General features: G+C 44.9%; 21 protein-coding genes and 1 riboswitch. Of the genes, 16 read left to right on the top strand and 5 right to left on the bottom strand.

Going from position 1 to position 20,876, the window contains the following annotated elements:
• Positions 1-228: 228 nt before the first annotated feature.
• The 12 genes from sufD to F9802_RS08225 all read left to right on the top strand — a co-directional run bounded on the left by sufD (position 229) and on the right by F9802_RS08225 (position 14,302).
• Positions 229-1,539: a Fe-S cluster assembly protein SufD gene (gene sufD / locus F9802_RS08280; protein ID WP_152150838.1), complete on the top strand. Its 1,311-nt coding sequence runs from the start codon at positions 229-231 to the stop codon at positions 1,537-1,539.
• Positions 1,539-2,768 carry a cysteine desulfurase gene (locus F9802_RS08275; RefSeq protein ID WP_152150836.1) on the top strand — a complete coding sequence of 410 codons (1,230 nt, stop codon included), beginning with the start codon at positions 1,539-1,541 and terminating at the stop codon, positions 2,766-2,768. The genes sufD and F9802_RS08275 overlap by 1 nt, the downstream gene beginning before the upstream one ends.
• On the top strand, positions 2,758-3,195 hold the full coding sequence (sufU, locus tag F9802_RS08270; RefSeq protein WP_152150834.1) for a Fe-S cluster assembly sulfur transfer protein SufU: 438 nt from the start codon (positions 2,758-2,760) through the stop codon (positions 3,193-3,195). Before F9802_RS08275 ends, sufU begins: the two co-directional genes overlap by 11 nt.
• Positions 3,196-3,217: 22 nt before the next feature.
• Positions 3,218-4,615, top strand: a complete 1,398-nt coding sequence (gene sufB / locus F9802_RS08265) for a Fe-S cluster assembly protein SufB (protein ID WP_152150832.1) — start codon at positions 3,218-3,220, stop codon at positions 4,613-4,615.
• Positions 4,616-5,191: 576 nt separating this feature from the next.
• Positions 5,192-6,313: an IS200/IS605 family element RNA-guided endonuclease TnpB gene (tnpB, locus tag F9802_RS08260; protein ID WP_152150829.1), complete on the top strand. Its 1,122-nt coding sequence runs from the start codon at positions 5,192-5,194 to the stop codon at positions 6,311-6,313.
• A 162-nt stretch (positions 6,314-6,475) separates the two neighbouring features.
• Positions 6,476-7,321: a DUF72 domain-containing protein gene (locus tag F9802_RS08255; protein ID WP_152150827.1), complete on the top strand. Its 846-nt coding sequence runs from the start codon at positions 6,476-6,478 to the stop codon at positions 7,319-7,321.
• A 15-nt stretch (positions 7,322-7,336) separates the two neighbouring features.
• Positions 7,337-8,158 (top strand): sulfite exporter TauE/SafE family protein, encoded by an 822-nt coding sequence (locus tag F9802_RS08250; protein ID WP_152150826.1) that lies wholly within the window; start codon positions 7,337-7,339, stop codon positions 8,156-8,158.
• A 17-nt stretch (positions 8,159-8,175) separates the two neighbouring features.
• Positions 8,176-9,561 (top strand): bifunctional metallophosphatase/5'-nucleotidase, encoded by a 1,386-nt coding sequence (locus F9802_RS08245; RefSeq protein WP_225435242.1) that lies wholly within the window; start codon positions 8,176-8,178, stop codon positions 9,559-9,561.
• 62 nt (positions 9,562-9,623) lie between these two features.
• Positions 9,624-10,376: a sporulation protein YunB gene (yunB, locus tag F9802_RS08240; protein WP_152150821.1), complete on the top strand. Its 753-nt coding sequence runs from the start codon at positions 9,624-9,626 to the stop codon at positions 10,374-10,376.
• 65 nt (positions 10,377-10,441) lie between these two features.
• A riboswitch (Lysine riboswitch) is annotated at positions 10,442-10,627 on the top strand.
• Between the two features lie 119 nt (positions 10,628-10,746).
• Entirely contained in the window at positions 10,747-12,321 is a 1,575-nt protein-coding gene (locus F9802_RS08235) for a Na+/H+ antiporter NhaC family protein (protein ID WP_152150819.1), read from the top strand.
• Positions 12,322-12,653: 332 nt separating this feature from the next.
• Positions 12,654-14,186 (top strand): sodium-dependent transporter, encoded by a 1,533-nt coding sequence (locus F9802_RS08230; RefSeq protein ID WP_152150817.1) that lies wholly within the window; start codon positions 12,654-12,656, stop codon positions 14,184-14,186.
• Between the two features lie 2 nt (positions 14,187-14,188).
• Positions 14,189-14,302 (top strand): methionine/alanine import family NSS transporter small subunit, encoded by a 114-nt coding sequence (locus tag F9802_RS08225; protein WP_152150815.1) that lies wholly within the window; start codon positions 14,189-14,191, stop codon positions 14,300-14,302.
• A gap of 172 nt (positions 14,303-14,474) precedes the next feature.
• On the opposite strand, the gene F9802_RS08220 is transcribed toward F9802_RS08225, so the two are convergent.
• Positions 14,475-15,401, bottom strand: a complete 927-nt coding sequence (locus tag F9802_RS08220; RefSeq protein ID WP_152151343.1) for a M23 family metallopeptidase — start codon at positions 15,399-15,401, stop codon at positions 14,475-14,477.
• 220 nt (positions 15,402-15,621) lie between these two features.
• Between F9802_RS08220 and lipA the strand changes: the two genes are divergently transcribed.
• The gene (gene lipA, locus F9802_RS08215) at positions 15,622-16,554 is read left to right on the top strand and encodes a lipoyl synthase (protein WP_152151341.1); all 933 of its coding nucleotides are present in this window, start codon (positions 15,622-15,624) and stop codon (positions 16,552-16,554) included.
• Positions 16,555-16,644: 90 nt separating this feature from the next.
• Here lipA and F9802_RS08210 read toward each other — a convergent pair whose 3' ends face one another.
• The gene (locus F9802_RS08210) at positions 16,645-17,436 is read right to left on the bottom strand and encodes a YhcN/YlaJ family sporulation lipoprotein (protein ID WP_152150813.1); all 792 of its coding nucleotides are present in this window, start codon (positions 17,434-17,436) and stop codon (positions 16,645-16,647) included.
• Between the two features lie 104 nt (positions 17,437-17,540).
• Between F9802_RS08210 and F9802_RS08205 the strand changes: the two genes are divergently transcribed.
• Positions 17,541-17,816 (top strand): YutD family protein, encoded by a 276-nt coding sequence (locus tag F9802_RS08205; RefSeq protein WP_152150811.1) that lies wholly within the window; start codon positions 17,541-17,543, stop codon positions 17,814-17,816.
• Between the two features lie 28 nt (positions 17,817-17,844).
• Here F9802_RS08205 and F9802_RS08200 read toward each other — a convergent pair whose 3' ends face one another.
• Both F9802_RS08200 and F9802_RS08195 read right to left on the bottom strand, forming a co-directional pair.
• A complete protein-coding gene (locus tag F9802_RS08200; protein WP_404799157.1) occupies positions 17,845-18,093 on the bottom strand; it encodes a cytosolic protein in 249 nt (82 codons plus the stop codon).
• 193 nt (positions 18,094-18,286) lie between these two features.
• Positions 18,287-18,553 (bottom strand): DUF3055 domain-containing protein, encoded by a 267-nt coding sequence (locus F9802_RS08195; protein WP_152150806.1) that lies wholly within the window; start codon positions 18,551-18,553, stop codon positions 18,287-18,289.
• Between the two features lie 126 nt (positions 18,554-18,679).
• Here F9802_RS08195 and F9802_RS08190 point away from each other — a divergent pair, with 126 nt between their 5' ends.
• Together F9802_RS08190 and F9802_RS08185 are read left to right on the top strand one after the other, a co-directional pair.
• Positions 18,680-19,117, top strand: coding sequence for a DUF86 domain-containing protein (locus F9802_RS08190; protein ID WP_152151339.1), 438 nt, complete (start codon positions 18,680-18,682; stop codon positions 19,115-19,117).
• A gap of 312 nt (positions 19,118-19,429) precedes the next feature.
• Complete coding sequence (locus tag F9802_RS08185; RefSeq protein WP_152150804.1) at positions 19,430-20,200, top strand: TIGR01457 family HAD-type hydrolase; 771 nt, start codon at positions 19,430-19,432, stop codon at positions 20,198-20,200.
• A 141-nt stretch (positions 20,201-20,341) separates the two neighbouring features.
• On the opposite strand, the gene F9802_RS08180 is transcribed toward F9802_RS08185, so the two are convergent.
• On the bottom strand, positions 20,342-20,848 hold the full coding sequence (locus F9802_RS08180) for a phosphatidylglycerophosphatase A family protein (protein ID WP_152150802.1): 507 nt from the start codon (positions 20,846-20,848) through the stop codon (positions 20,342-20,344).
• Positions 20,849-20,876: the final 28 nt, after the last annotated feature.

The raw sequence follows: 20,876 nt of genomic DNA, 5'->3' as shown, positions 1-20,876 counted from the left end.
GAAGGCGCTCGATCAGCGCGATAGCGGATTTATAGCTCTCTCTGTCGGAGTCGTTCTTCAGACTCCGACAGAGAGAGCGAAATCAGCGTACGCGCTAGCGCCTGCAGCTGGACAAATGAAAAGCGGAAGGCGCTCGATCAGCGTACGCGCTAGCGCCTGGAGCAAGACAAAAGTGAAGAAGCTGCTTCTTCATTGATACATGAAAGTTGGATAACTAGGAGGACGGACATGACTGTAGAAACAAACCTACCAGTAGATCAAGAGTATATTCGCTCTTTTTCAGCGGAAAAAGGCGAAGCCCAGTGGCTGGCGGATTTGCGTCTTGCTGCTCTTGATAAGGCAGAAGAGCTGCCGCTGCCAATCGCGGAAAAAACGAAAATTAATAAATGGAACTTCACGCAATTTACATCTCATTCTGTGAAGAGTGAGCCGTTTGCTTCCCTAGGGGAACTTCCAGAAGAGTTGAAGTCCTTAATCAATGTTGAAGAAGTCAACAAAAACCTTTATATACAACGCAACCAAACACCTGCTTTTCTTTCTGTTTCACAGGATTTAACAGATCAAGGCGTGATATTCACTGATATCGCGACAGCGGTGAAGGAACATGGCGATCTCGTTCAAAAATATTTCATGACAGATGCAGTGAAGCCGGACGAACATAAGCTGACTGCTTTGCATGCGGCTTTAGTGAACGGCGGAGCTTTCTTATATGTTCCAAAAAATGTTGAAGTGAAAGAACCGATTCAAGCTGTGTACGTCCACGATAACGAAGAAGCAGCGCTGTTCAACCACGTGCTCATTGTGGCAGATGACAACAGTGTGGTCACATATGTGGAGAACTACGTATCGACCGTTGCTCCCGAAAGCGGCGTAGCCAACATCATTGCAGAAGTGATCGCTGGAACAAACACGAAAGTAGTATATGGAGCTGTGGATAATTTGGCAAGCGGAGTAACGACTTACGTGAACCGCCGCGGTACAGCCGGCCGCGATGCCCGCATTGAATGGGCGCTTGGCATGATGAACGATGGCGACACTGTTTCTGAAAACGTCACAAACCTAATGGGTGATGGATCATTTGCGGATACGAAGCAAGTCGTTGTTGGCCGCGGAAACCAGTCGGAAAACTTTACGACAAAAGTCGTTCACTTCGGCAAAAACACAGAAGGCTTTATTTTAAAGCACGGCGTCATGAAAGATGCGGCCAAATCGATCTTTAACGGTATCGGTAAAATCGAGCACGGCGCTTCTAAGTCGAACGCGGTACAAGAATCACGCGTATTGATGCTTAGTGAAAAAGCGCGCGGCGATGCGAACCCGATTCTTCTTATTGATGAAGATGACGTAACAGCTGGACACGCGGCATCTGTCGGCCGGGTTGATCCGCTTCAGCTTTACTACTTAATGAGCCGCGGCATTACCCAACAAGAAGCAGAACGCCTTGTCATTCACGGATTTTTGGCTCCGGTTGTTGAAAAATTGCCAATTGAAGGCGTTAAGAAACAGCTGACTGAAGTGATTGAAAGGAAAGTACGCTAATGAATGCGAAGGAAATTAAACAATATTTCCCCATTCTCGACCAAAAAGTGAACGGCCATCCGCTTGTTTATTTAGACAGTGCCGCGACTTCACAAAAGCCTATACAGGTTATTGAAGCGTTGAATAAATATTACCGGGAAGATAATTCGAACGTCCACCGCGGCGTTCATACACTCGGTAACCGGGCAACGGACGCTTATGAAGGCGCACGTGACAAAGTGCGTAAGTTCATTAATGCGAAAGCTCGTGAAGAAATTGTGTTTACCCGTGGTACGACAACATCGCTTAATACGATTGCGCAAAGCTACGGCCGCGCTAACGTAAAAGAAGGCGACGAAATCGTCATTACGTATATGGAGCATCACAGTAACATCATCCCGTGGCAGCAGCTGGCTAAAGAAACAGGCGCTGTGTTGAAATATTTGCCGCTGCAAGACAATGGTTCAGTTTTACTTGATGATGCAAGGGAATTGATTACTGAGAAGACAAAAATCGTTTCCATCATGATGGTGTCCAACGTACTCGGTACGATCAACCCGATTAAAGAAATCACGAAAATAGCTCATGAAAAAGGTGCTATCATGATTGTGGATGGAGCGCAGACAGCCCCGCACATGAAAATTGATGTGCAAGATCTCGATTGTGATTTCCTCGCTTTTTCGGGCCACAAAATGTGCGGACCGACAGGCATTGGCGTCATGTATGGCAAAAAAGATCTTCTTGACAACATGGAACCGGTGGAGTTCGGCGGAGAAATGATTGATTTTGTCGGTCTCTATGAATCAACCTGGAAAGAGCTGCCCTGGAAGTTTGAAGGCGGCACGCCAATTATTGCAGGAGCCATTGGGCTTGGCGCAGCCATTGATTTTCTTGAAGAAATCGGGCTTGATGAAATTGAACAGCATGAACACCGTTTAGCTGATTATGCGATGGAGCAGCTTAGCACGATCGAAGGCATGACGATTTATGGACCGCTTGCCGGTGAAAAACGTGCCGGTCTTGTTACATTTAATGTAGGTGATGTCCATCCGCATGATGTGGCGACTGTGCTTGACGCAGAAGGGATTGCTGTCCGTGCCGGCCATCACTGTACGCAGCCTCTCATGAAATGGCTAGAATGTTCGGCAACGGCCAGAGCAAGTTTCTACTTGTATAACACAGAAGAAGACGTTGACAGACTCGTACAGGGACTCGTTCAAACAAAGGAGTATTTCAGCGATGTCTTTTAATAACTTAGATCAGTTGTACCGGCAAGTGATTATGGACCATTATAAAAATCCGCGTAACAAAGGACAGTTGGAAGACGGTACTTTAACCGTTGATATGAACAATCCGACGTGCGGAGACCGCATTCACCTCACATTGAATGTGGAAGACGGAAAAGTATCAGCGGCGAAGTTCGACGGAGAAGGGTGCTCCATCTCTATGGCTTCGGCTTCGATGATGACACAGGCTGTCAAAGGAAAAGATATAGAAACTGCATTGAAGCTTTCACAAGTTTTTTCTGACATGATGCAAGGAAACGACTATCCTGATGACCTAGACCTTGGCGACATTGAGGCGCTGCAGGGGGTATCGAAATTTCCTGCCCGAATTAAATGCGCAACACTCGCATGGAAAGCTATGGAAAAAGGCTTGTCTGAGGACGGAAAATAAAAATTAACAGGAGGAATAGATCATGGCTAAACAAATGCCGGAAATCGGGGATTACAAATATGGCTTTAAAGATAAAGATGTGTCCGTTTACCGTTCAGAGCGTGGATTAACACGTGAAATCGTGGAAGAAATCTCTAAGTTAAAAGACGAGCCGCAATGGATGCTCGACTTTCGCTTAAAATCGCTCGAACATTTTTATAATATGGCTATGCCACAATGGGGCGGAGACTTAGCACCGTTAAACTTTGACGAAATCAACTATTACGTAAAGCCTTCTGAGCGCACAGAGCGTTCATGGGATGAAGTGCCGGAAGAAATTAAACAGACGTTTGACAAGCTTGGTATTCCTGAAGCGGAACAAAAATACTTGGCAGGTGTATCTGCACAGTATGAATCCGAAGTAGTGTACCACAACATGAAAGAAGATTTGGAAGATCTCGGTATCGTGTTTAAAGACACGGATTCCGCTTTGAAGGAAAATGAAGATATTTTCCGTAAATACTGGGCAACAGTTATTCCGCCGACAGACAATAAGTTTGCGGCATTGAACTCCGCTGTCTGGTCAGGTGGATCGTTTATCTACGTACCGCCAGGCGTAAAAGTAGATACGCCGCTGCAAGCGTACTTCCGCATCAACTCAGAAAACATGGGTCAATTCGAGCGTACACTGATCATTGCGGACGAAGGCTCTCACGTACACTACGTAGAAGGCTGTACAGCTCCTGTTTATACGACAAATTCCCTGCACAGTGCGGTCGTTGAAATTGTTATCCATAAAGATGCGTACTGCCGTTACACAACGATTCAAAACTGGGCGAACAACGTCTACAACCTTGTGACGAAACGTGCGGTGTGTGAAGCGAACGCTACAATGGAATGGATCGACGGAAACATCGGCTCGAAATTAACGATGAAATATCCAGCGGTCATTTTAAAAGGTGAAGGCGCACGCGGCTTAACGCTTTCTATCGCTTTAGCAGGTAAAGGCCAGCATCAGGATGCCGGAGCGAAAATGATTCATTTGGCGCCAAACACGTCTTCCACGATCGTATCGAAATCAATTTCGAAGCACGGCGGAAAAGTAACGTACCGCGGCGTTGTCCACTTCGGACGCAAAGCGGAAGGCGCGCGCTCTAACATTGAGTGCGATACGCTCATCATGGATAATCAATCGACGTCAGATACGATTCCTTACAACGAAATCTTAAACGACAACATTTCACTCGAGCACGAAGCGAAAGTGTCGAAAGTATCTGAAGAACAATTATTCTACTTGATGAGCCGCGGCGTTTCCGAAGAGGAAGCAACAGAAATGATCGTTATGGGCTTTATCGAGCCGTTCACAAAAGAACTTCCAATGGAATACGCGGTCGAAATGAACCGCCTGATCAAATTCGAAATGGAAGGTTCAATCGGTTAATCTTTTTATCCAGAAGGGCTGTCCACGAGACAGCCCTTTTTTCTATGGGGAATTATGAAGCAAGCAGCCGAAATGATGAACAACACATGAACATCGTGAAGAAAGCCGCTAAAATGCTGAACAACGCGTGGGAATCGTGAAGAAAGTGGCCGAAATGACGAACAACGTGCGGGAGTCATGAGCAAAAAGGCCAATTGTGTTAGTTTTCGGCTGTGAATGGATAATACATAAGAAAGAACCGTTTTATCAGATTTTCAGGCGAGAATACCCCCATCTTCAAATACGTGAAGGGCGCAGCCTAGTATTAAGTAGGGGATGAATCGCCTTCGGACAAGGGATAGCCTCGTCTATCTCGATTGTCCGACTGTTCGAGTGCTACTTGCAGTAAATGAAAAATAGTTTGTGTACGGGCGCCAAATCCTTTTTTCTCTTTGTATTCGCCAACTCTTTTCAAAAGTGTTTTAGGAACTCGTCATACGACTGTTTGTTTTCCTTGATTTCACTTCCGAAATAATACGAAGTTAATGACTGATATGGCATAATAAGTATATAAAGAGACGCGAGGAGGTGAAAGTCATGATGGTGAACAAGGCCTATAAATTCAGGATATATCCTACTGAAGAACAGGCCGTCTTAATTAATAAGACAATCGGCTGCAGCCGGTTTGTATTCAATCACTTTTTGTCTCTTTGGAATGATTCCTACAAGCAAACAGGAAAAGGGTTGTCCTACAACAAATGTTCCAAACAACTCACGCAATTGAAGAAAGAAATCACCTGGTTAAAAGAGCCAGATAGTGTGGCCTTACAATCTTCCCTTGAAAACCTTTCGGATGCGTTTGACCGTTTTTTCAAAAAACAAAATGATGTTCCGCGTTTCAAATCCAAGAAAAACAATGTTCAGTCCTATAAAACAAAACACACAAATGGGAACATTGCCATTGTTGAACATACAATCAAACTTCCGAAACTCGGACTTGTCAAGTTTGCTAAAAGCCGGGAAGTGGAAGGCCGGATTTTAAGTGCAACGATCAGGCAGAATCCGAGCGGAAAATATTATGTATCTATCTTGATAGAAACAGAAGTAAAAGAACTTCCTAAAATGAACTCTTCTGTTGGTGTAGATGTCGGCTTAAAAGATTTCGCCATTCTAAGCACAGGAGAAGTATTCAGCAATCCTCGATTCTTCCGAACATTAGAACGAAGATTAGTGAAAGCACAGCGCATCATGAGCAGACGGAAAAAAGGTGGCTCTAATTGGAATAAAGCAAGAATCCAGGTTGCCCGCTTACATGAGAAAATCACCCATGCCAGAAAAGATTACTTAGACAAACTTTCTACCTATATTGTCAAAAGCCACGACATCATAGGCATAGAGGATTTGCAAGTATCGAATATGCTGAAAAACCGCAACCTTTCCAAAGCGATTAGCGAAGCAAGCTGGTCAGAGTTCCGTCACATGCTTGAATACAAAGCAGAATGGTATGGAAAACAAGTGGTGGTGGTGTCTAAAATATTCGCCAGCAGCCAGCTTTGTTCCGCTTGCGGTCATCAGCATAAAGAGGTAAAAAGTCTCGTCTTGCGTCAGTGGGACTGCCCTTCTTGCCACACGCATCACGATAGAGATAAAAACGCAGCCGCCAACCTTAAAAATGAAGCACTAAGAAGGTTAACGTTAGATGCATTGTCGGAGACGTGAGCCGCTTGTACGACCTAACCGCAGGAACTGCGGGGATCGCCTGCTTAATAACTGGTGGATACACTGGTGTTCGCAGGAAAAAGAATCCCCCACTTCAAACAACTCGAAAGAGTGTTAAGTGGCGGGAGGGTTCAAGATAAAATAAAGGTGAGGTGGAGTTCGATGTTGTATGTTGGTGTAACCGGGTGGGGAGATCATAATACGCTTTATAAAAGCGGAATTGCTTCTCGGGACAAGCTAAAAGAATACGGTGCCCATTTTCCAGCGGTGGAAGTCGATGCGAGCTTTTACGCGGTCCAGCCGCTGCGCAATATGCAAAAGTGGGTCGACGAGACGCCTGAAGGATTTCAGTTTATCGTGAAGGCGTATCAAGGGATGACGGGGCACGAGCGGGGAGATATCCCGTTTGAGACGAAAGAAGAGATGTTTGAAGCATTTTTGCAGTCGCTTGCGCCAATGACGGAAGCAGGGAAACTGGCGATGGTGTTGTTTCAGTTTCCGCCGTGGTTCGACTGTCAGCGCAAAAATGTCGAGTATTTGCGGTATTGCAAAGAACAGATGGGCGGTGTGCCGCTCGCTGTCGAGTTTCGTCACCAATCATGGTATTCGGCTGCCTTCTTAGAGAAAACGATTGATTTTCTGCGGAAAGAAAAGTGGATCCATACGGTTTGCGATGAACCGCAGGCCGGAGAAGGCTCTGTACCGATTATTTTACAGGCGACCGACCCGGAAAAAACTCTCGTGCGCCTGCATGGCCGTAACAGACAAGGGTGGCGCAAGCAAGGCAATAAAAACTGGCGGGACGTACGCTATTTATACCGCTACAATGAAAACGAATTAAATCAATGGGTTAGTTTTACCAAAGAGCTGCAAAAACAAAGCCGGCATGTGTACGTACTATTCAACAACAATTCGGGCGGTGATGCGGCGGATAATGCCAAGCAGTTTATTGATTTATCCGGTGTTACATACGAAACTCTGGCTTCACGCCAGCTGGATTTATTTTAAAAAGGGGGGCTGCAGATGGAATGGATGCTGCTCGCGGCGATCGGATTTACAGCCGGCTCACTTGGGGCACTCGTGGGTCTTGGCGGTGGAGTCATAATCGTACCGGCTCTTCTTTTTTTCGGCACAGCAACAACTTTATTAATGGGGATCTCTCCGCAGCAGGCGGTCGGGACATCGCTCGTTATTATGATCTTTACTGGCTTGTCTTCCACACTAGCTTACATGAAACATAAAACTGTTGATTATAAAAGCGGGGTGCTGTTTTTCGCAGGGAGCGGACCTGGCGGGATTGTGGGCGCTTTTGTTAATAAAACGCTGAGCGCCGATTCTTTCAACATCTACTTTGGGATTTTTATGATATTGATGGCGTTTGTTTTAATGATCCGCTCGAAAATAAAGCCGCTTCCATCAAAGCACAAAGGTGGAGTTGTCCGTGAATTTACAGAGCGGAGCGGCGAGGTCTATACATATAGCTTTCAACCGGGCACGGCGATCTGCATCGCTTTTTTCGTCGGTTTTTGTTCGGGGGTATTCGGAATTGGCGGCGGATCGCTTATGGTGCCCGCGATGATTTTGCTTTTTGCGTTTCCGCCGCACGTAGCCGTGGCGACGTCAATGTTCATGATCTTTTTGTCGTCGGTAGTCAGTTCGGTCACGCACGTGGCTTTAGGAAACGTACTCTGGCTTTATGCGGCCGCTTTAGTGCCAGGTGCCTGGTTTGGCGCCAAATTCGGCGCTTACTTAAACACGCGGCTGCAGTCCAAAACACTTGTGACCGCCCTGCGAATAATTTTAATTTTGATCGGCATACGATTAATTTATGATGGACTGGCGTAATGGAATGGGGTGAAAGTTTGAAGAAAACGATCCATGTTTATCATACGAATGATCTTCACAGCCATTTTGAAAATTGGCCGCGGATCCGCCGCTTTCTTCAAGACCGTAAGAAGTGGCATGAAGAAGAGGGGGAAGACGTGTTCATTTTTGACTTGGGCGATCACGTGGACCGGTCGCATCCGATGACTGAAGGCACGCTCGGCAAAGGAAACATTGACTTGCTGAATGAAGCAAATTATGATGCAGTGACAATTGGGAATAACGAAGGCATCACCTTGCCGAAAGAAGGACTCGATACTTTGTATGACAATGCTTTATTTCCGGTCACGCTCGCCAACCTTTTTTACGAAAGCGGTGAGCGTCCGGAGTGGGCGCTTCCTTCCATTGTGTTCGAGTTATCTCACGGAATGAAAATTGGATTAACTGGAGCCACGGCTTTTTTTTCGGGAGCATATGAACAGCTCGGATGGAAGTTGACACCGCCTATAGAAGAATTGAAAAAACAAGTAAACGAATTAAGCAAGCAAGCGGATTTAATCGTTGTTCTCTCTCATTTAGGCATCTATGAGGATGAAAAAATAGCTCTTGAAATTCCGGAAGCGGACGTTGTGATTGGCGCTCATACCCACCATTTGCTGCACGAAGGAAAAGAAGTCAATGGCACGCTATTAGCGGCGGCTGGAAAGTTCGGTTATTATGTCGGCCACGTTATGATTGAAGTGGATATAGAAAGAAAGCAGATAACTGGCAAAAAAGCACGCGTGTATAAAACGAGTGAAGAATTGGACGCGCCGCTGGATGAACAAAGGCAAGTCAATAAGTTTATTGAGGCGGGAAAGCAGGCGCTTAGTCAGCCAGTTGTTCATTTGCCTGCTCCACTTTCGAGTGAATGGTTTGCCCCTTCCGAGCTGCCACAGCTTCTTTGTGAAGCGCTGAGAGAGTGGTGCGGGGCAGATTGTGCTATTTTAAATGCCGGTATTGTGCTTGAAGGTCTTGAAGCCGGCATCGTCACGAAATATGACATTCACAAAATGCTGCCTCATCCGATTAATCCATGCCTTATCGAGCTTTCAGGAGCAGAGCTAAAAGAGGTGTTAAAACAAACACTGGACGATAAATGGCCGCATTTAGTGATTAAAGGACTGGGCTTTAGAGGAAAATTGATGGGCCAGTTTGTGTACGACCGCTTAGAAGCGGACTTGGACCATTATTTATTTACTGTGGGAGGCGAGGACATCCATCCCGATAAACAGTACAAGCTGGCGACACTCGATATGTTCGCATACGGCCAGTTTTTTCCGGAAATTTACCGGGCACCGGTAAAAACATATTTTATGCCTGAATTTTTGCGCGATGTGATGGAGTGGAAGCTGCTCCATCATGGTTACCAGCTCGAAGAATAAAACTTTATTGCATGATCCTTTCTTTTTTGAGCATAGATTAGCTTAAAGAAGGAGGGATTTTTTTGGCTGCGCAAAAAAGGTGGAAATCGAAGAGAGGGCCACTCCCTCTTCCATACGTTTTTTTAATCACTCTCGTTTTATTTACATTTTCGACCTCTGCCAGCTTGTGGGTTATCAATAAAAACGTAAAGCCAACATTGCTTGGCTATGCCCATGCAGAAACGAAAAAAATTGCCACTATGGTGATCAATAAGGCAATCAACAAAAAGGTAGCAAGCGTTATGGACATTAACGATATTATTGAAACTGATCCCGCCAGCCCTTCCACGACAAAGCTGAACACAAAAATCATTAACCGGGTGATGGCTGAAACGACAAACCTTGTCCAGTTAAATTTAAAAGAAGCGGAAAGAGGAAATCTGCAGGCGCTGGAATTGCTGTCTGATGTGGAAATTGAAGCGGAAGAAACGGAAAACGCCGAAGGGATCGTTTACTCCGTTCCACTCGGGCAAGTGACAAACAACGCTTTACTCGGAAACCTCGGGCCGAAAATCCCGATTCGTTTTCATGCCATTGGGGATGTGATAACGAATGTTAAATCCAACGTTAAACCGTACGGCATCAATAATGCATATGTCGAAGTGTTTATTGAAGTCGAAGTGAATGTGCAGATTATCGTGCCGTTCGCCACTGAAATGGCAACGGTGAAACAAGACATTCCGGTTGCGATGGGAATGATTCGCGGAGAGGTGCCGAATTTTTATAATAACGGCGGAGATATGTCTCCTGCCATCGAACTCCCAACTAATAAATAGGGCTTGGCAAAAGGAAAGATAACTGGTACTATTTGATTAGTAAATTAAATAACCTTATCAAAATCCGGTGGGGTAGAGGCTGCAAAATTGATGATTAAACGGCGTGAGGATGACAACGAAGATCGCGGTTGAAAGGTGATTTTGCCGAAGTGCCAGAAGGAAAGTCGTACCTTCTGGCATTGGGGTTACCTTGAAAAAGGGTGACACTCTTATTGCAAAGAAAATATTTGCAATAGGGAGCTACAGATCGCGATGGAGAATTGACTTGCATTACAAAAAGTAATGATAGTTTTCTCTATCATTGCTTTTTTTATTTTTCAGCGTCTGTTTAAAGCTTTTCCTCAGGCAGCATCGGTGGGAGGAGAACATCATGGAAAACACAATTTTTTCTTTAATACCGCCGGCTCTGGCCATTTTAATGGTCATTTTAACGAAGCGCGTCCTGCTATCTTTAGGAGCAGGGATTGTTGCATCAGCTTTGCTGCTGGCAAACTTTCAGATTGGCAAAACGCTCCAAATTATGTGGGATGCCCTTTCTGGTAATATATATGCGGACGGGGAATGGAGCACGTGGAATATTTATATTGTTTTCTTCTTGCTGCTCTTAGGAGTGATTACGGCATTTATTAATATTTCCGGCGGAAGCCGTGCGTTTGGAGAGTGGGCTGTCCAGCGGGTAAAAACACGCGCCGGGGCTCAAATTATGTCCGCGCTTCTCGGTATTCTTATTTTTATTGATGACTATTTTAACGCTTTGGCAGTCGGGCAGATTTCTCGTCCGATTACTGACCGCCAGCGCGTGTCACGGGCTAAGCTCGCGTACATTATTGATTCAACGTCGGCGCCTGTGTGCGTTGTATCACCGATCTCGAGCTGGGGCGCTTATATTATTGGGATTCTCGGCACCGTTTTAGTGGCTCATGGAGTAACAGAATACAGCGCTTTTTCTGCTTTTATTCAAATGATTCCGATGAACTTTTACGTATGGACCGCTCTTGGACTCGTTTTTTTAACTGCTTGGATGCAGTTTGATTTTGGACCGATGAAAGAACATGAAAAGCGGGCGATCGAGTCAGGAGAAGTCATGCCTCCTGACCGGGAAGCGCCGGGGGAGCTAAAAGAAGATTTGCCAGTCAGCTCTAAAGGAACAGTTGGTGATTTGATTTGGCCGATCGTATCGTTAATTATCGGCACGGTCGCTGCGATGATGTGGACGGGTGCGCAAGCGACGGAAGGCAGCGTGACGATTTTAAAAATCTTTGAAAATACAGATGTAGCTAAGTCACTTCTGTATGGCGGTTTGCTTGGACTCGCTGTTTCTATTGCCATGTTCCTTCGTCAAAGCATCGTCTTAAAAGGCGTGGATAAAAATGTATTTGGCACTGGCTTGTGGGAAGGTGTCAAATCAATGCTGCCGGCTGTATACATTTTATTTTTTGCCTGGACAATCGTTACTTTGATTGGCGTACTAGGGACAGGTACTTATTTAGCGGGGCTCGTTGAACAGTCTAATTTGAATGTTGGACTGCTTCCATTTATTTTATTTGCCGTTGCGGGTGTGATGGCTTTTTCTACAGGTACATCATGGGGATCTTTCGGCATTTTGCTTCCGATCGCCGGAGAAATCGCCGCCGCAACAGACGTGTCACTTATTTTACCAGCGATGGCGGCGGTCTTAGCTGGAGCGGTATTTGGGGATCATTGTTCACCGATCTCGGATACAACGATTTTGTCATCAACAGGGGCGGGAAGCCATCATATTGATCACGTTGTGACTCAAATCCCATATGCCTTGTTATCAGCGGTTATTTCAGCGGTCGGCTTTTTAATTGTCGGCTTTACTCATAACACTTGGCTGGCACTTGCTGTTACACTCGCTCTGTTACTAGTCACAGCGTTTGTTTTAAAAGGAAAAAAACAAATGAAAGCTTCTGCTAAAGCTTGATTTTGAAAAGATCCGGATTAGTTCCGGGTCTTTTTCTTATTTATTAAGATATATTTCATTGGTCAAAATATTAATAAATTTGATAAGAAAACAAGGAGATTTAAAATCCACATGAAGAAAAATAGAATAACATATGCAACAAGTGCATAGAATATATTGTCGGAAAAATCCTATAACCACCTAAGTGCAGGTGTATTTCCCTTCAAAAAAAATTATTTTCATAAAGTGAAAAAAGATATTTACTAATCCTAAATTCCCGTTTATACTATAATAGATTATCGAAATTATCTGAAAATACTTTCTTTTCGGAAAGAAAAACAGGAGGGATTTTTATGGATCAGCAACGTCCTATGTTTGGATCTAGAGCCGGATTTATATTTGCTGCAGTCGGTTCTGCCATTGGTTTAGGAAACATTTGGCGTTTTCCAGCAGTTGCTTATGAAAATGGAGGAGGAGCGTTTTTCCTGCCATATTTATTCGCTTTGTTGACAGCCGGAATTCCGTTGCTTATTTTAGAATTCACAATGGGTCATAAGTATCGGGGATCAAGTCCGTTGTCCTTTGCCCGTATGAACAAAAATGCAGAATGGCTCGGCTGGTGGCAAGTCGCCATTTCTTTTGTTATCGCCACTTATTATTCAGTTATTATCGCCTGGGCATTATCTTATACGATATTTTCTTTTAAATTGTCTTGGGGAAGTGACCCGACAACGTTCTTATTATCAGATTATTTGCAAGTAGCGGAAGCAGGTGCGTTTGGCGGAGTCGTCCCACAAATATTAATTTCTCTGGCGGTCACCTGGATTGTTGTGCTCGGTGTATTAATAGCCGGAGTAAAAAGAGGAATCGAAACGGCAACGAAAATAATGATTCCATTACTTGTTTTCTTGTTCTTGATCGTCGTTATCCGAGCATTAACACTTGAAGGAGCGGTTGACGGATTAAATGCGTTCTTTAAACCGGAATGGTCACAGTTGACGAACGGTAAAGTGTGGATTGCCGCATACGGCCAGATTTTCTTTAGCTTATCAATCGGGTTTGCCATTATGATTACTTATTCAAGTTACCTTCCGAAAAAATCGGATATTACAAATAACGCCTTTATTACAGGGTTTAGTAACTCGGCATTTGAATTGCTTGCGGGCTTTGGTGTTTTCTCCGCTCTCGGCTTTATGGCTATGCAGCAAGGGGTAGGCGTGGATGAAGTCGTCAAAAGCGGTGTGATTCTTGCTTTCGCAGTGTTCCCGCAAATCATTAATCAGTTTCCATTTGCGAATGAGTTGTTTGGTTTCTTGTTCTTCGGCTCACTCGTACTTGCCGGTTTTACTTCCCTTATTTCCATCGTGGAAACATTTGTAGCCGGTGTACAAGAGAAATTTAATGTCTCCCGTACAAAATCAGTTTTGATTGGCGGCGGAGCAGCAGCGCTCATCTCGATTCTTTATGCGACAAGAGGCGGATTGAACTTCCTTGACACGGTCGACTACTTCATTAACAACTTTGGTGTCGCGTTTGCTGGACTCGTTGAAGTTATCCTTCTCTCATGGGTATTCAAACAATTGGATCCATTGAAAAGCCACGCGGATGCGGTTTCAGACATTCAGCTTGGCGCTTGGTGGAAAATTTGCTTAAGCATTATCACACCGCTCGTTCTTGGCTACATGATGTTTGACAACATCCGTCAAAATATCGCCGGACCGTACGGTGACTACCCGCAAAACTTCGTTAACACGTATGGATGGACAGTAGCCGTTGGTGCAATTGTCTTTGGTGTCGTCTTTATGTATGCGAAACGCTGGAAAGCAGGCACGCTTGAGGCGCCAACTTCTTCATCCGCATCTTCTTCTGATAAGGAGGTTTTATAATTATGGACGGAAGCGCAATTGCCATGATGGTGGCAGGTGTTGTTATTATATGGGGCGGCTTGGCCGCAAGCATTGCCCATGCAGTGAAAAAAGCGAAAGAAGCAAGACAACAATAAACGAAAGCTGGCTCCTGATGGATTAGGGGCCAGCTTTTTTATTTACCAAGCAATGGCTGACAGCGAGGAGGCAGTATTCCAGCCACCACAGCTGACAGACATTTGACCTCGAGCGGCTAGGCGCTGAAGCTGGACCAAGAAAAGCGGAAGCACTTACGGCTAGATCATCAACTTATTCATTTCTTTCCCATTGTCTAAGGTGGGGATAAGGATCAAACGACCATTCCGTGCGGCCATTGTCTTTGTACATGCCAAAGTGCAGATGAGGCGGGAATTTGCCGGATGTGCCAGGCGGACCGTATCCGGTGCTGCCTACTCCCCCAATAACGGTGCCTGGTTTAACAACTTGTCCGAGCGTCAAATCTTTTGCAAAGCCGTTTAAATGTGCATAATAATGGTACGTATTGTTGATGTCACGAATGCCGATCCTCCAGCCTCCAAATCTGTTCCAGCCTTTCATTTCTACTATTCCATACGAAGTGGAGCGGACAGGTACGCCGTGGCCGGCAAAAATGTCTGTCCCTTCATGAATACGGCGTCCGCCCCAGCCGCGCGCCGCTCCCCATGTGTTTTTAAACGAATAATTAAAGTTGCGGGGAAGAGGAAACACTTTATGCTGAAGATTAAGCTTCCCGAACGCTTTATACATTCTGGCATTCCCAATGACGATGCTGACGGCTTTGTCGCGGCCATAATAGCGCCAGAGGGCGATTTTGATGTTGTCGTGTTCTGTTCCGTATGTCAAAAGATAATTGCCAACAGCGGCGAGAACGTCTTCTCCGTTCAGTCGATCTGCTTTGCCGTCGCCATTCCCATCTGCTCCAATACCTTGGAATGCTGCAATAGTAGACGGGTTTTCGTCTTCTTGATCAGGATTCAACGGGCCGGCCCATTTGGTTTCGGGAACGTAAATAGAAACTGTATCTGGTTCAGGCAAATCTTTTCGTACGAAGCGCAAGTTTCTTTCATACTGATCCATGCCTGCAAAATAATACCATGGAATCGACGTGGCTGCTTCCATCTTTTTGAATAATTCCATGCGCTCTTTATACATTTGTTCATCTTTTTTCGAGTCCGCTGCTTGAACAGGCATGGCCATCAAGAAGAAAAAGATGAATGAAAGCCAAATCAACTTTTGCAATGAATCCCTCTCCCTTTTATGATTCTTTGTTTATTTTGTGGAATTGCGCTTTTTTCATGCAGAAAAACTCGGGAAATTCATGAAAACAGCAAAAGTTGTGTTAAAATATTTACTATGATAAGGTGGCTACAGAATAGTATTTCTTTCTAGAAAGGTTCTGTTTTGCCAAAGCAGAATGATGGGAGATGAAGAGATGAGCAAGAAAGAAGAACACCTGCGTAAACCGGATTGGTTAAAAATAAAGTTAAACACGAATGAAAACTATACAGGCTTAAAGAAAATGATGCGGGAGAAAAAGCTTCATACCGTTTGTGAAGAAGCGAAGTGCCCGAATATCCATGAATGCTGGGCCGTACGCCGGACAGCTACATTTATGATTCTCGGTGACGTCTGTACACGTGCCTGTCGTTTCTGCGCAGTAAAAACAGGTCTTCCAACTGAATTGGACTGGGCAGAGCCGGAACGGGTAGCTGATTCTGTTCAGCTTATGAATTTAAAGCACGTAGTTGTGACAGCCGTTGCGCGTGATGATTTAAAAGATGGCGGAGCCGCCGTTTTTGCGGAAACCGTGCGGGCGATTCGCCGCAAAAGTCCGTTTACATCCATCGAAGTTCTTCCTTCTGACATGGGGGGAATTGAAGAAAACTTAAAAATGCTGATGGATGCACGTCCTGATATTTTAAACCACAATATTGAGACGGTGAAGCGTTTGACGCCAAGAGTCCGTGCGCGTGCTACATACGACCGCTCGCTTGAATTTTTGCGCCGGGCGAAAGAAATGCAGCCTGACATTCCGACGAAATCAAGCATCATGATCGGCCTTGGTGAAACGAAGGAAGAGATCATTGAAGCGATGGATGACCTTCGCGTCCACAACGTCGACATTGTCACAATCGGACAGTATTTGCAGCCGTCTAAAAAACATTTGAAAGTACAGAAATATTATCATCCGGATGAATTCGCGGAACTTCGCGACATCGCCATGACAAAAGGCTTCAGCCATTGTGAAGCAGGCCCGCTCGTCCGTTCTTCTTACCATGCAGATGAGCAAGTAAACGCAGCAACGAAAGCAAAACAAAAACTCGGTGAAGTAGAAACGCTTGAAGCGTAATCATAAATAAAAGTACCCGGCTTCTCCCGTCATCAAAAAGCGATGCATAAAGGAGAAACCGGGTGTTTTTGGTTTTAGTAAAAGTTTTATTTAGTTGTTAGTGTTTGGATTGGCGTTTCCAGGTGTATGGTTTGTTGTTCCGCCTTGATCGTTCGGTCCAGTTGTCCAATTTGTTCCCGGTGTCCCGGTTGTTCCATCCGTCCCGCGCGTCCCGTCGTTGCGGGTATTGTCTTTTTCTAACTCTGTATAGCCTTGTGGAGAGTTTTGTTTCATAAGCTTGATCGTTCGGTTGATTGTATCTCGGGCTGTGCCCATGTCGCCGTTGATTTGAGCGATATTTTCAATTTCGCGGCGCAAATTAGTATCATCGGTGACGTACACATGATACCAGCGCGGAACGACACTCATCGCCGTTTTCTTTACTTGCTGGGCCGTTTCTTTGTGGTCTTTATTCGTATTCGCATTTGTATCGTAAGCGATTAATACTTCCTGATCTGTCACGAGCACGGAGCTGTCATTGACTCTTGGAAGTGCTACGCTTAACCTGCTGATGGCATCGGCTGTTCGTTCACGGTCAATCGTATGCATATTTCTATAGGATACGTTTTCTCCCTGGATCGGGCTTTTCTGCTGGCGAACATAACCGAAGTCGTCGTTTCGATCGTTTGTCAACAATCCGCCTCTGCCATTGTTGTTGCCTTCGTTCACCATATCGTAACGGTCTCTATCATACCGGTCGTTAACGTTCATTGCATTGTTATTGTTGTTGTTGTTATCATTCCGGTCACCGAAACCACCAGCTAAGTTATTTTGATCATTTGCGTTACAGGCAGCCAGCATCAAAAAACTGGAAAATCCTGCAGCTAACATTGCCTTTTTCATGTTAACACCCCCTCACCATCTAGATTGCCCGTTTTCATTTAATTTTTTCTTAGTAATTAATGGCTGATGGGCTATAATGTAAAGAGAGAAAGGAATGATGACAAATGATTTGCATTCAAAATCATTGCTATGAAATCATTGACGAGCGGAGCAACGGTTTTAATGAAGAAGTATTTCGGGAACGGTACAGCGACATTTTGACGAAATATGATTACATAGTGGGGGACTGGGGGTACGGCCAGCTTCGCCTAAAAGGCTTTTACGAAGATAAAAATCAAAAAGCCACATTTGATTCAAAAATCAGCACGCTCAAAGAATACCTATATGAATACTGCAACTTCGGCTGCGCGTATTTTGTTGTTAGAAAAATGCAAAAGTGAAAAAATCGAGCGGGCTGCTCGATTTTTTTCATGTGTTGGGCCGAATATTTTTATACTCAACTTGCTGGCTTTTTTCCGGGTCATCGTGAGGCGGATGAGCCCCGTCATATTGGCGTGGCAAGTTTTGGTGAAGTGATTTATTTTCGTAATTGTACGGTGTGTGGTATCGCTGGCCTTCCTTCCACGGGGTGGATTTATTTTCCACGGGCTCATATTTGTTGCGCGGCGCTCCGTAAGGCCCTTCCGGCATATGTTCTACCGTTAAGTAATTGCGCATCGTTTCTACATTTGAAAAATCAGTATATTCTTCTTCCTCTTCGTTAAACAATACAGTGATCACCTCGGGCTGCTTTTTTATTATCTAGCTCCAGCGCTTAGCCCCATCGGCTCAAGTTTTTAAGTTAATCGCCGATAAGCGGGCACTCTGCGCTTTTATCTCTATCATACCCGGCGTTTGGCTGTCTATTCGTTTAAATCACTTCATATAAAAAGTCACGCAGTTCTGCGGCTTCTTCTCCTGTCAGTTTAAATACTTGCTCAAGATAGCCCGGTTCGTCGAGGTCATCACGGCCGATGATGGCGAAGCGGCTGCCTTGAATATCCAGCACAATCCGTTTTCCGTAGTAGTGGTCGGTCTGGATGAGAGCAAGATCAAACCGCTGGTGCTCACCCATAAAGCTAATATAGCGTGTGGTCGTTGATTCTGTTTCATCGTAAAGGAAAAATCTTTCAGTCACATTCGTCACTCCTGTTCGTTTCCTTCGATTGTACCATGATTGTCCCCGGGTGAAGATATGTTTTGTTTGTGGATTCATGGTAAAATAGAAACGAACAACAGAAAGGAAATGGAAGAGGTGCCCGTTGTGTATTTCGTGGATCGTGAAAAAATTGAAGAAACGCTAAAGTTTATGGAGGTCCAGTTGTCCGCGTTTGCCAAACAACAAAGTTGGGAAACGACGATTGAGCAGGCCGCTTTGGAGCGGATCGCCCATACGGTCATTGAATCCATGCTCGATGTGGGCAATGCGATGATTGATGGGTTTATTATGAGAGATCCCGGCAGCTATGAAGACATTATTGACATTTTGGAAGATGAGCAAGTGATCGAAAAAGAAACGGCTGCTTCTCTAAAAGTGGTTATTGCTTTAAGAAAAATGCTCGTCCAGCAATATATTGCTGTCAGCCATTTGGAAGTGGAGAGGACTTTTAAAGGCAATTATGAAGCACTTGAACAGTTTCCTCAAAAGGTGAGGCAATATTTAATAAACGAATTAGGACCGGTTTCGGCATTTAAGCCTTAAAGGGCAGCGCTTTCACACTTGAAAGCGTTTTTTCATCGTCCAGCTCCAGCGCCCAGCCCCTCGAGGTCAAATAACCTTTCACTAATGAAGTCAAAAGGCGGACTTCTTTATAGAAAAGCGGAGCCGACTGTTCTGAGGCGACAAGTATATGACAGGCTGACGAAATGGCGTTTTTTCAGCCATGCAGTCAGACTGGCATATGACCTCGAGCTCCAAGGAGGCGCAGCTAGACATTGGTGAAAGAACATTTTTGCCTAAGGCTGATCAAGGCGCTTACGCATTTGTTCTTCAAATACATATCGAGGTGAAAACATGAAAGCTTATAAAGGATATTTAATTGATTTAGACGGAACGATGTACCAGGGAACGGAAGAAATAAAAGAAGCGCGGGATTTTATTGCTCGCTTAAATGAAAAAAATATTCCTTACTTATTTGTGACGAACAACTCATCGCGCACGCCGGCTCAAGTGGCAGGGAAGCTGACGGAATTTCAAATTCCGGCTGCACCGGAGCAAGTGTTTACGACATCGATGGCGACAGCTAATTTTATTTCCAATCAAAAAGAAGACGCCTCTGTTTATGTGATTGGTGAAGAAGGCATTCGTTCGGCGCTTGAGGAGAAAGGGCTAACACTTGTTGAACATGAGCATCCGGATTTTGTCGTAACAGGAATTGACCGCGGCATCAGTTATGAAAAGCTGGCGATGGCTTGTCTTGCCGTCAGAAATGGAGCAGCATTTATTTCTACGAATGGAGATATTGCCATCCCGACTGAACGCGGCTTACTGCCAGGTAATGGATCTTTAACTTCAGTCATTGCGGTTTCGACTGAAACAAGTCCCGTCTTTATCGGCAAACCGGAAGCCATCATTATGGAACAAGCCCTTCAAGTGCTCGGAACAAAAAAAGAAGAAACGCTTATGGTCGGTGACAATTATCAAACCGATATTTTGGCAGGCATTCGGGCAGGAATAGACACGCTCCTCGTTCACACAGGCGTAACCCAAAAAGAACACCTGAATCACGTAGAAAAGCAGCCAACCCACATCAGAAACAACCTTGGCGATTGGGAGATTAAATAAAAGGGGGAGCGTCCTGGCTCGTAAACCCACGAATCTGACCTGTAAGTGAAGGATGGCAGCCAAATACGGCTTATGACCTCGATCAGTCAGTTTCTAAAGAACAAACAACCGGTTTGGCTGTGTGCCAAACCGGTTGTTTGTTCATTCCGCATTAGCCGCCTTATGGGCTAGCCGACTGGAAGCAGCCGCCGCTATGGCGCCAACAATATCATCAAGAAACGTATGCACTTTGCCGGTTGATTTATCATTCAAGTGCTCTAAAATACCAGGCTTTTCTTTATCGATGTATCCATAATTTGTAAAACCGATCGATCCGTAAACATTCACGATAGCGAGTGCCAGAATTTCATCAACGCCATACAGGCTTTCATCGCTGGCAATAATCGATTGCAGCGGTTCTTCCAGCAAGCCTTTTTCTGACAACATGTCGAGCTGGATGCCTGTTAAAATCGCATTTTGCACTTCGCGTTTCTTTAATACTTTTTCTATATTTTCTTTACATTCTTCGATTTCCAAGTTTGGATGGTACTTCTTTTGCAGAAACATTACTAGCTCCGCAATGTCATCTACGGTTACACCTCGTTCGCCCAGCCAGCGCCGCGCTGTTTTTTCGGACATGCTCATTACTGATTTATCGTCGATAGTCATACAATCACCTTTTTCTCTAATATGTTAA

Source organism: Bacillus aerolatus, assembly GCF_009183655.1.
Taxonomy (GTDB): Bacteria; Bacillota; Bacilli; order Bacillales; family Domibacillaceae; genus Pseudobacillus; species Pseudobacillus aerolatus.
The sequence above is the reverse complement of the archived record's forward strand: the minus strand, read 5'-3'. Positions and strand labels throughout refer to the sequence as shown.

Excerpts from the sequence above, each read along its gene's own strand:
- F9802_RS08220 (WP_152151343.1), bottom strand. The coding sequence starts at position 15,401 with ATGGCCATGCCTGTTCAAGCAGCGGACTCGAAAAAAGATGAACAAATG.
- F9802_RS08185 (WP_152150804.1), top strand. The coding sequence starts at position 19,430 with ATGAAAGCTTATAAAGGATATTTAATTGATTTAGACGGAACGATGTAC.
- F9802_RS08250 (WP_152150826.1), top strand. The coding sequence starts at position 7,337 with ATGGAATGGATGCTGCTCGCGGCGATCGGATTTACAGCCGGCTCACTT.
- F9802_RS08210 (WP_152150813.1), bottom strand. The coding sequence starts at position 17,436 with ATGAAAAAGGCAATGTTAGCTGCAGGATTTTCCAGTTTTTTGATGCTG.
- F9802_RS08180 (WP_152150802.1), bottom strand. The coding sequence starts at position 20,848 with ATGACTATCGACGATAAATCAGTAATGAGCATGTCCGAAAAAACAGCG.
- F9802_RS08200 (WP_404799157.1), bottom strand. The coding sequence starts at position 18,093 with ATGCGCAATTACTTAACGGTAGAACATATGCCGGAAGGGCCTTACGGA.
- F9802_RS08275 (WP_152150836.1), top strand. The coding sequence starts at position 1,539 with ATGAATGCGAAGGAAATTAAACAATATTTCCCCATTCTCGACCAAAAA.
- sufU (WP_152150834.1), top strand. The coding sequence starts at position 2,758 with ATGTCTTTTAATAACTTAGATCAGTTGTACCGGCAAGTGATTATGGAC.
- sufD (WP_152150838.1), top strand. The coding sequence starts at position 229 with ATGACTGTAGAAACAAACCTACCAGTAGATCAAGAGTATATTCGCTCT.
- F9802_RS08205 (WP_152150811.1), top strand. The coding sequence starts at position 17,541 with ATGATTTGCATTCAAAATCATTGCTATGAAATCATTGACGAGCGGAGC.
- lipA (WP_152151341.1), top strand. The coding sequence starts at position 15,622 with ATGGGAGATGAAGAGATGAGCAAGAAAGAAGAACACCTGCGTAAACCG.
- F9802_RS08225 (WP_152150815.1), top strand. The coding sequence starts at position 14,189 with ATGGACGGAAGCGCAATTGCCATGATGGTGGCAGGTGTTGTTATTATA.
- F9802_RS08230 (WP_152150817.1), top strand. The coding sequence starts at position 12,654 with ATGGATCAGCAACGTCCTATGTTTGGATCTAGAGCCGGATTTATATTT.
- sufB (WP_152150832.1), top strand. The coding sequence starts at position 3,218 with ATGGCTAAACAAATGCCGGAAATCGGGGATTACAAATATGGCTTTAAA.
- F9802_RS08255 (WP_152150827.1), top strand. The coding sequence starts at position 6,476 with ATGTTGTATGTTGGTGTAACCGGGTGGGGAGATCATAATACGCTTTAT.
- tnpB (WP_152150829.1), top strand. The coding sequence starts at position 5,192 with ATGATGGTGAACAAGGCCTATAAATTCAGGATATATCCTACTGAAGAA.
- F9802_RS08235 (WP_152150819.1), top strand. The coding sequence starts at position 10,747 with ATGGAAAACACAATTTTTTCTTTAATACCGCCGGCTCTGGCCATTTTA.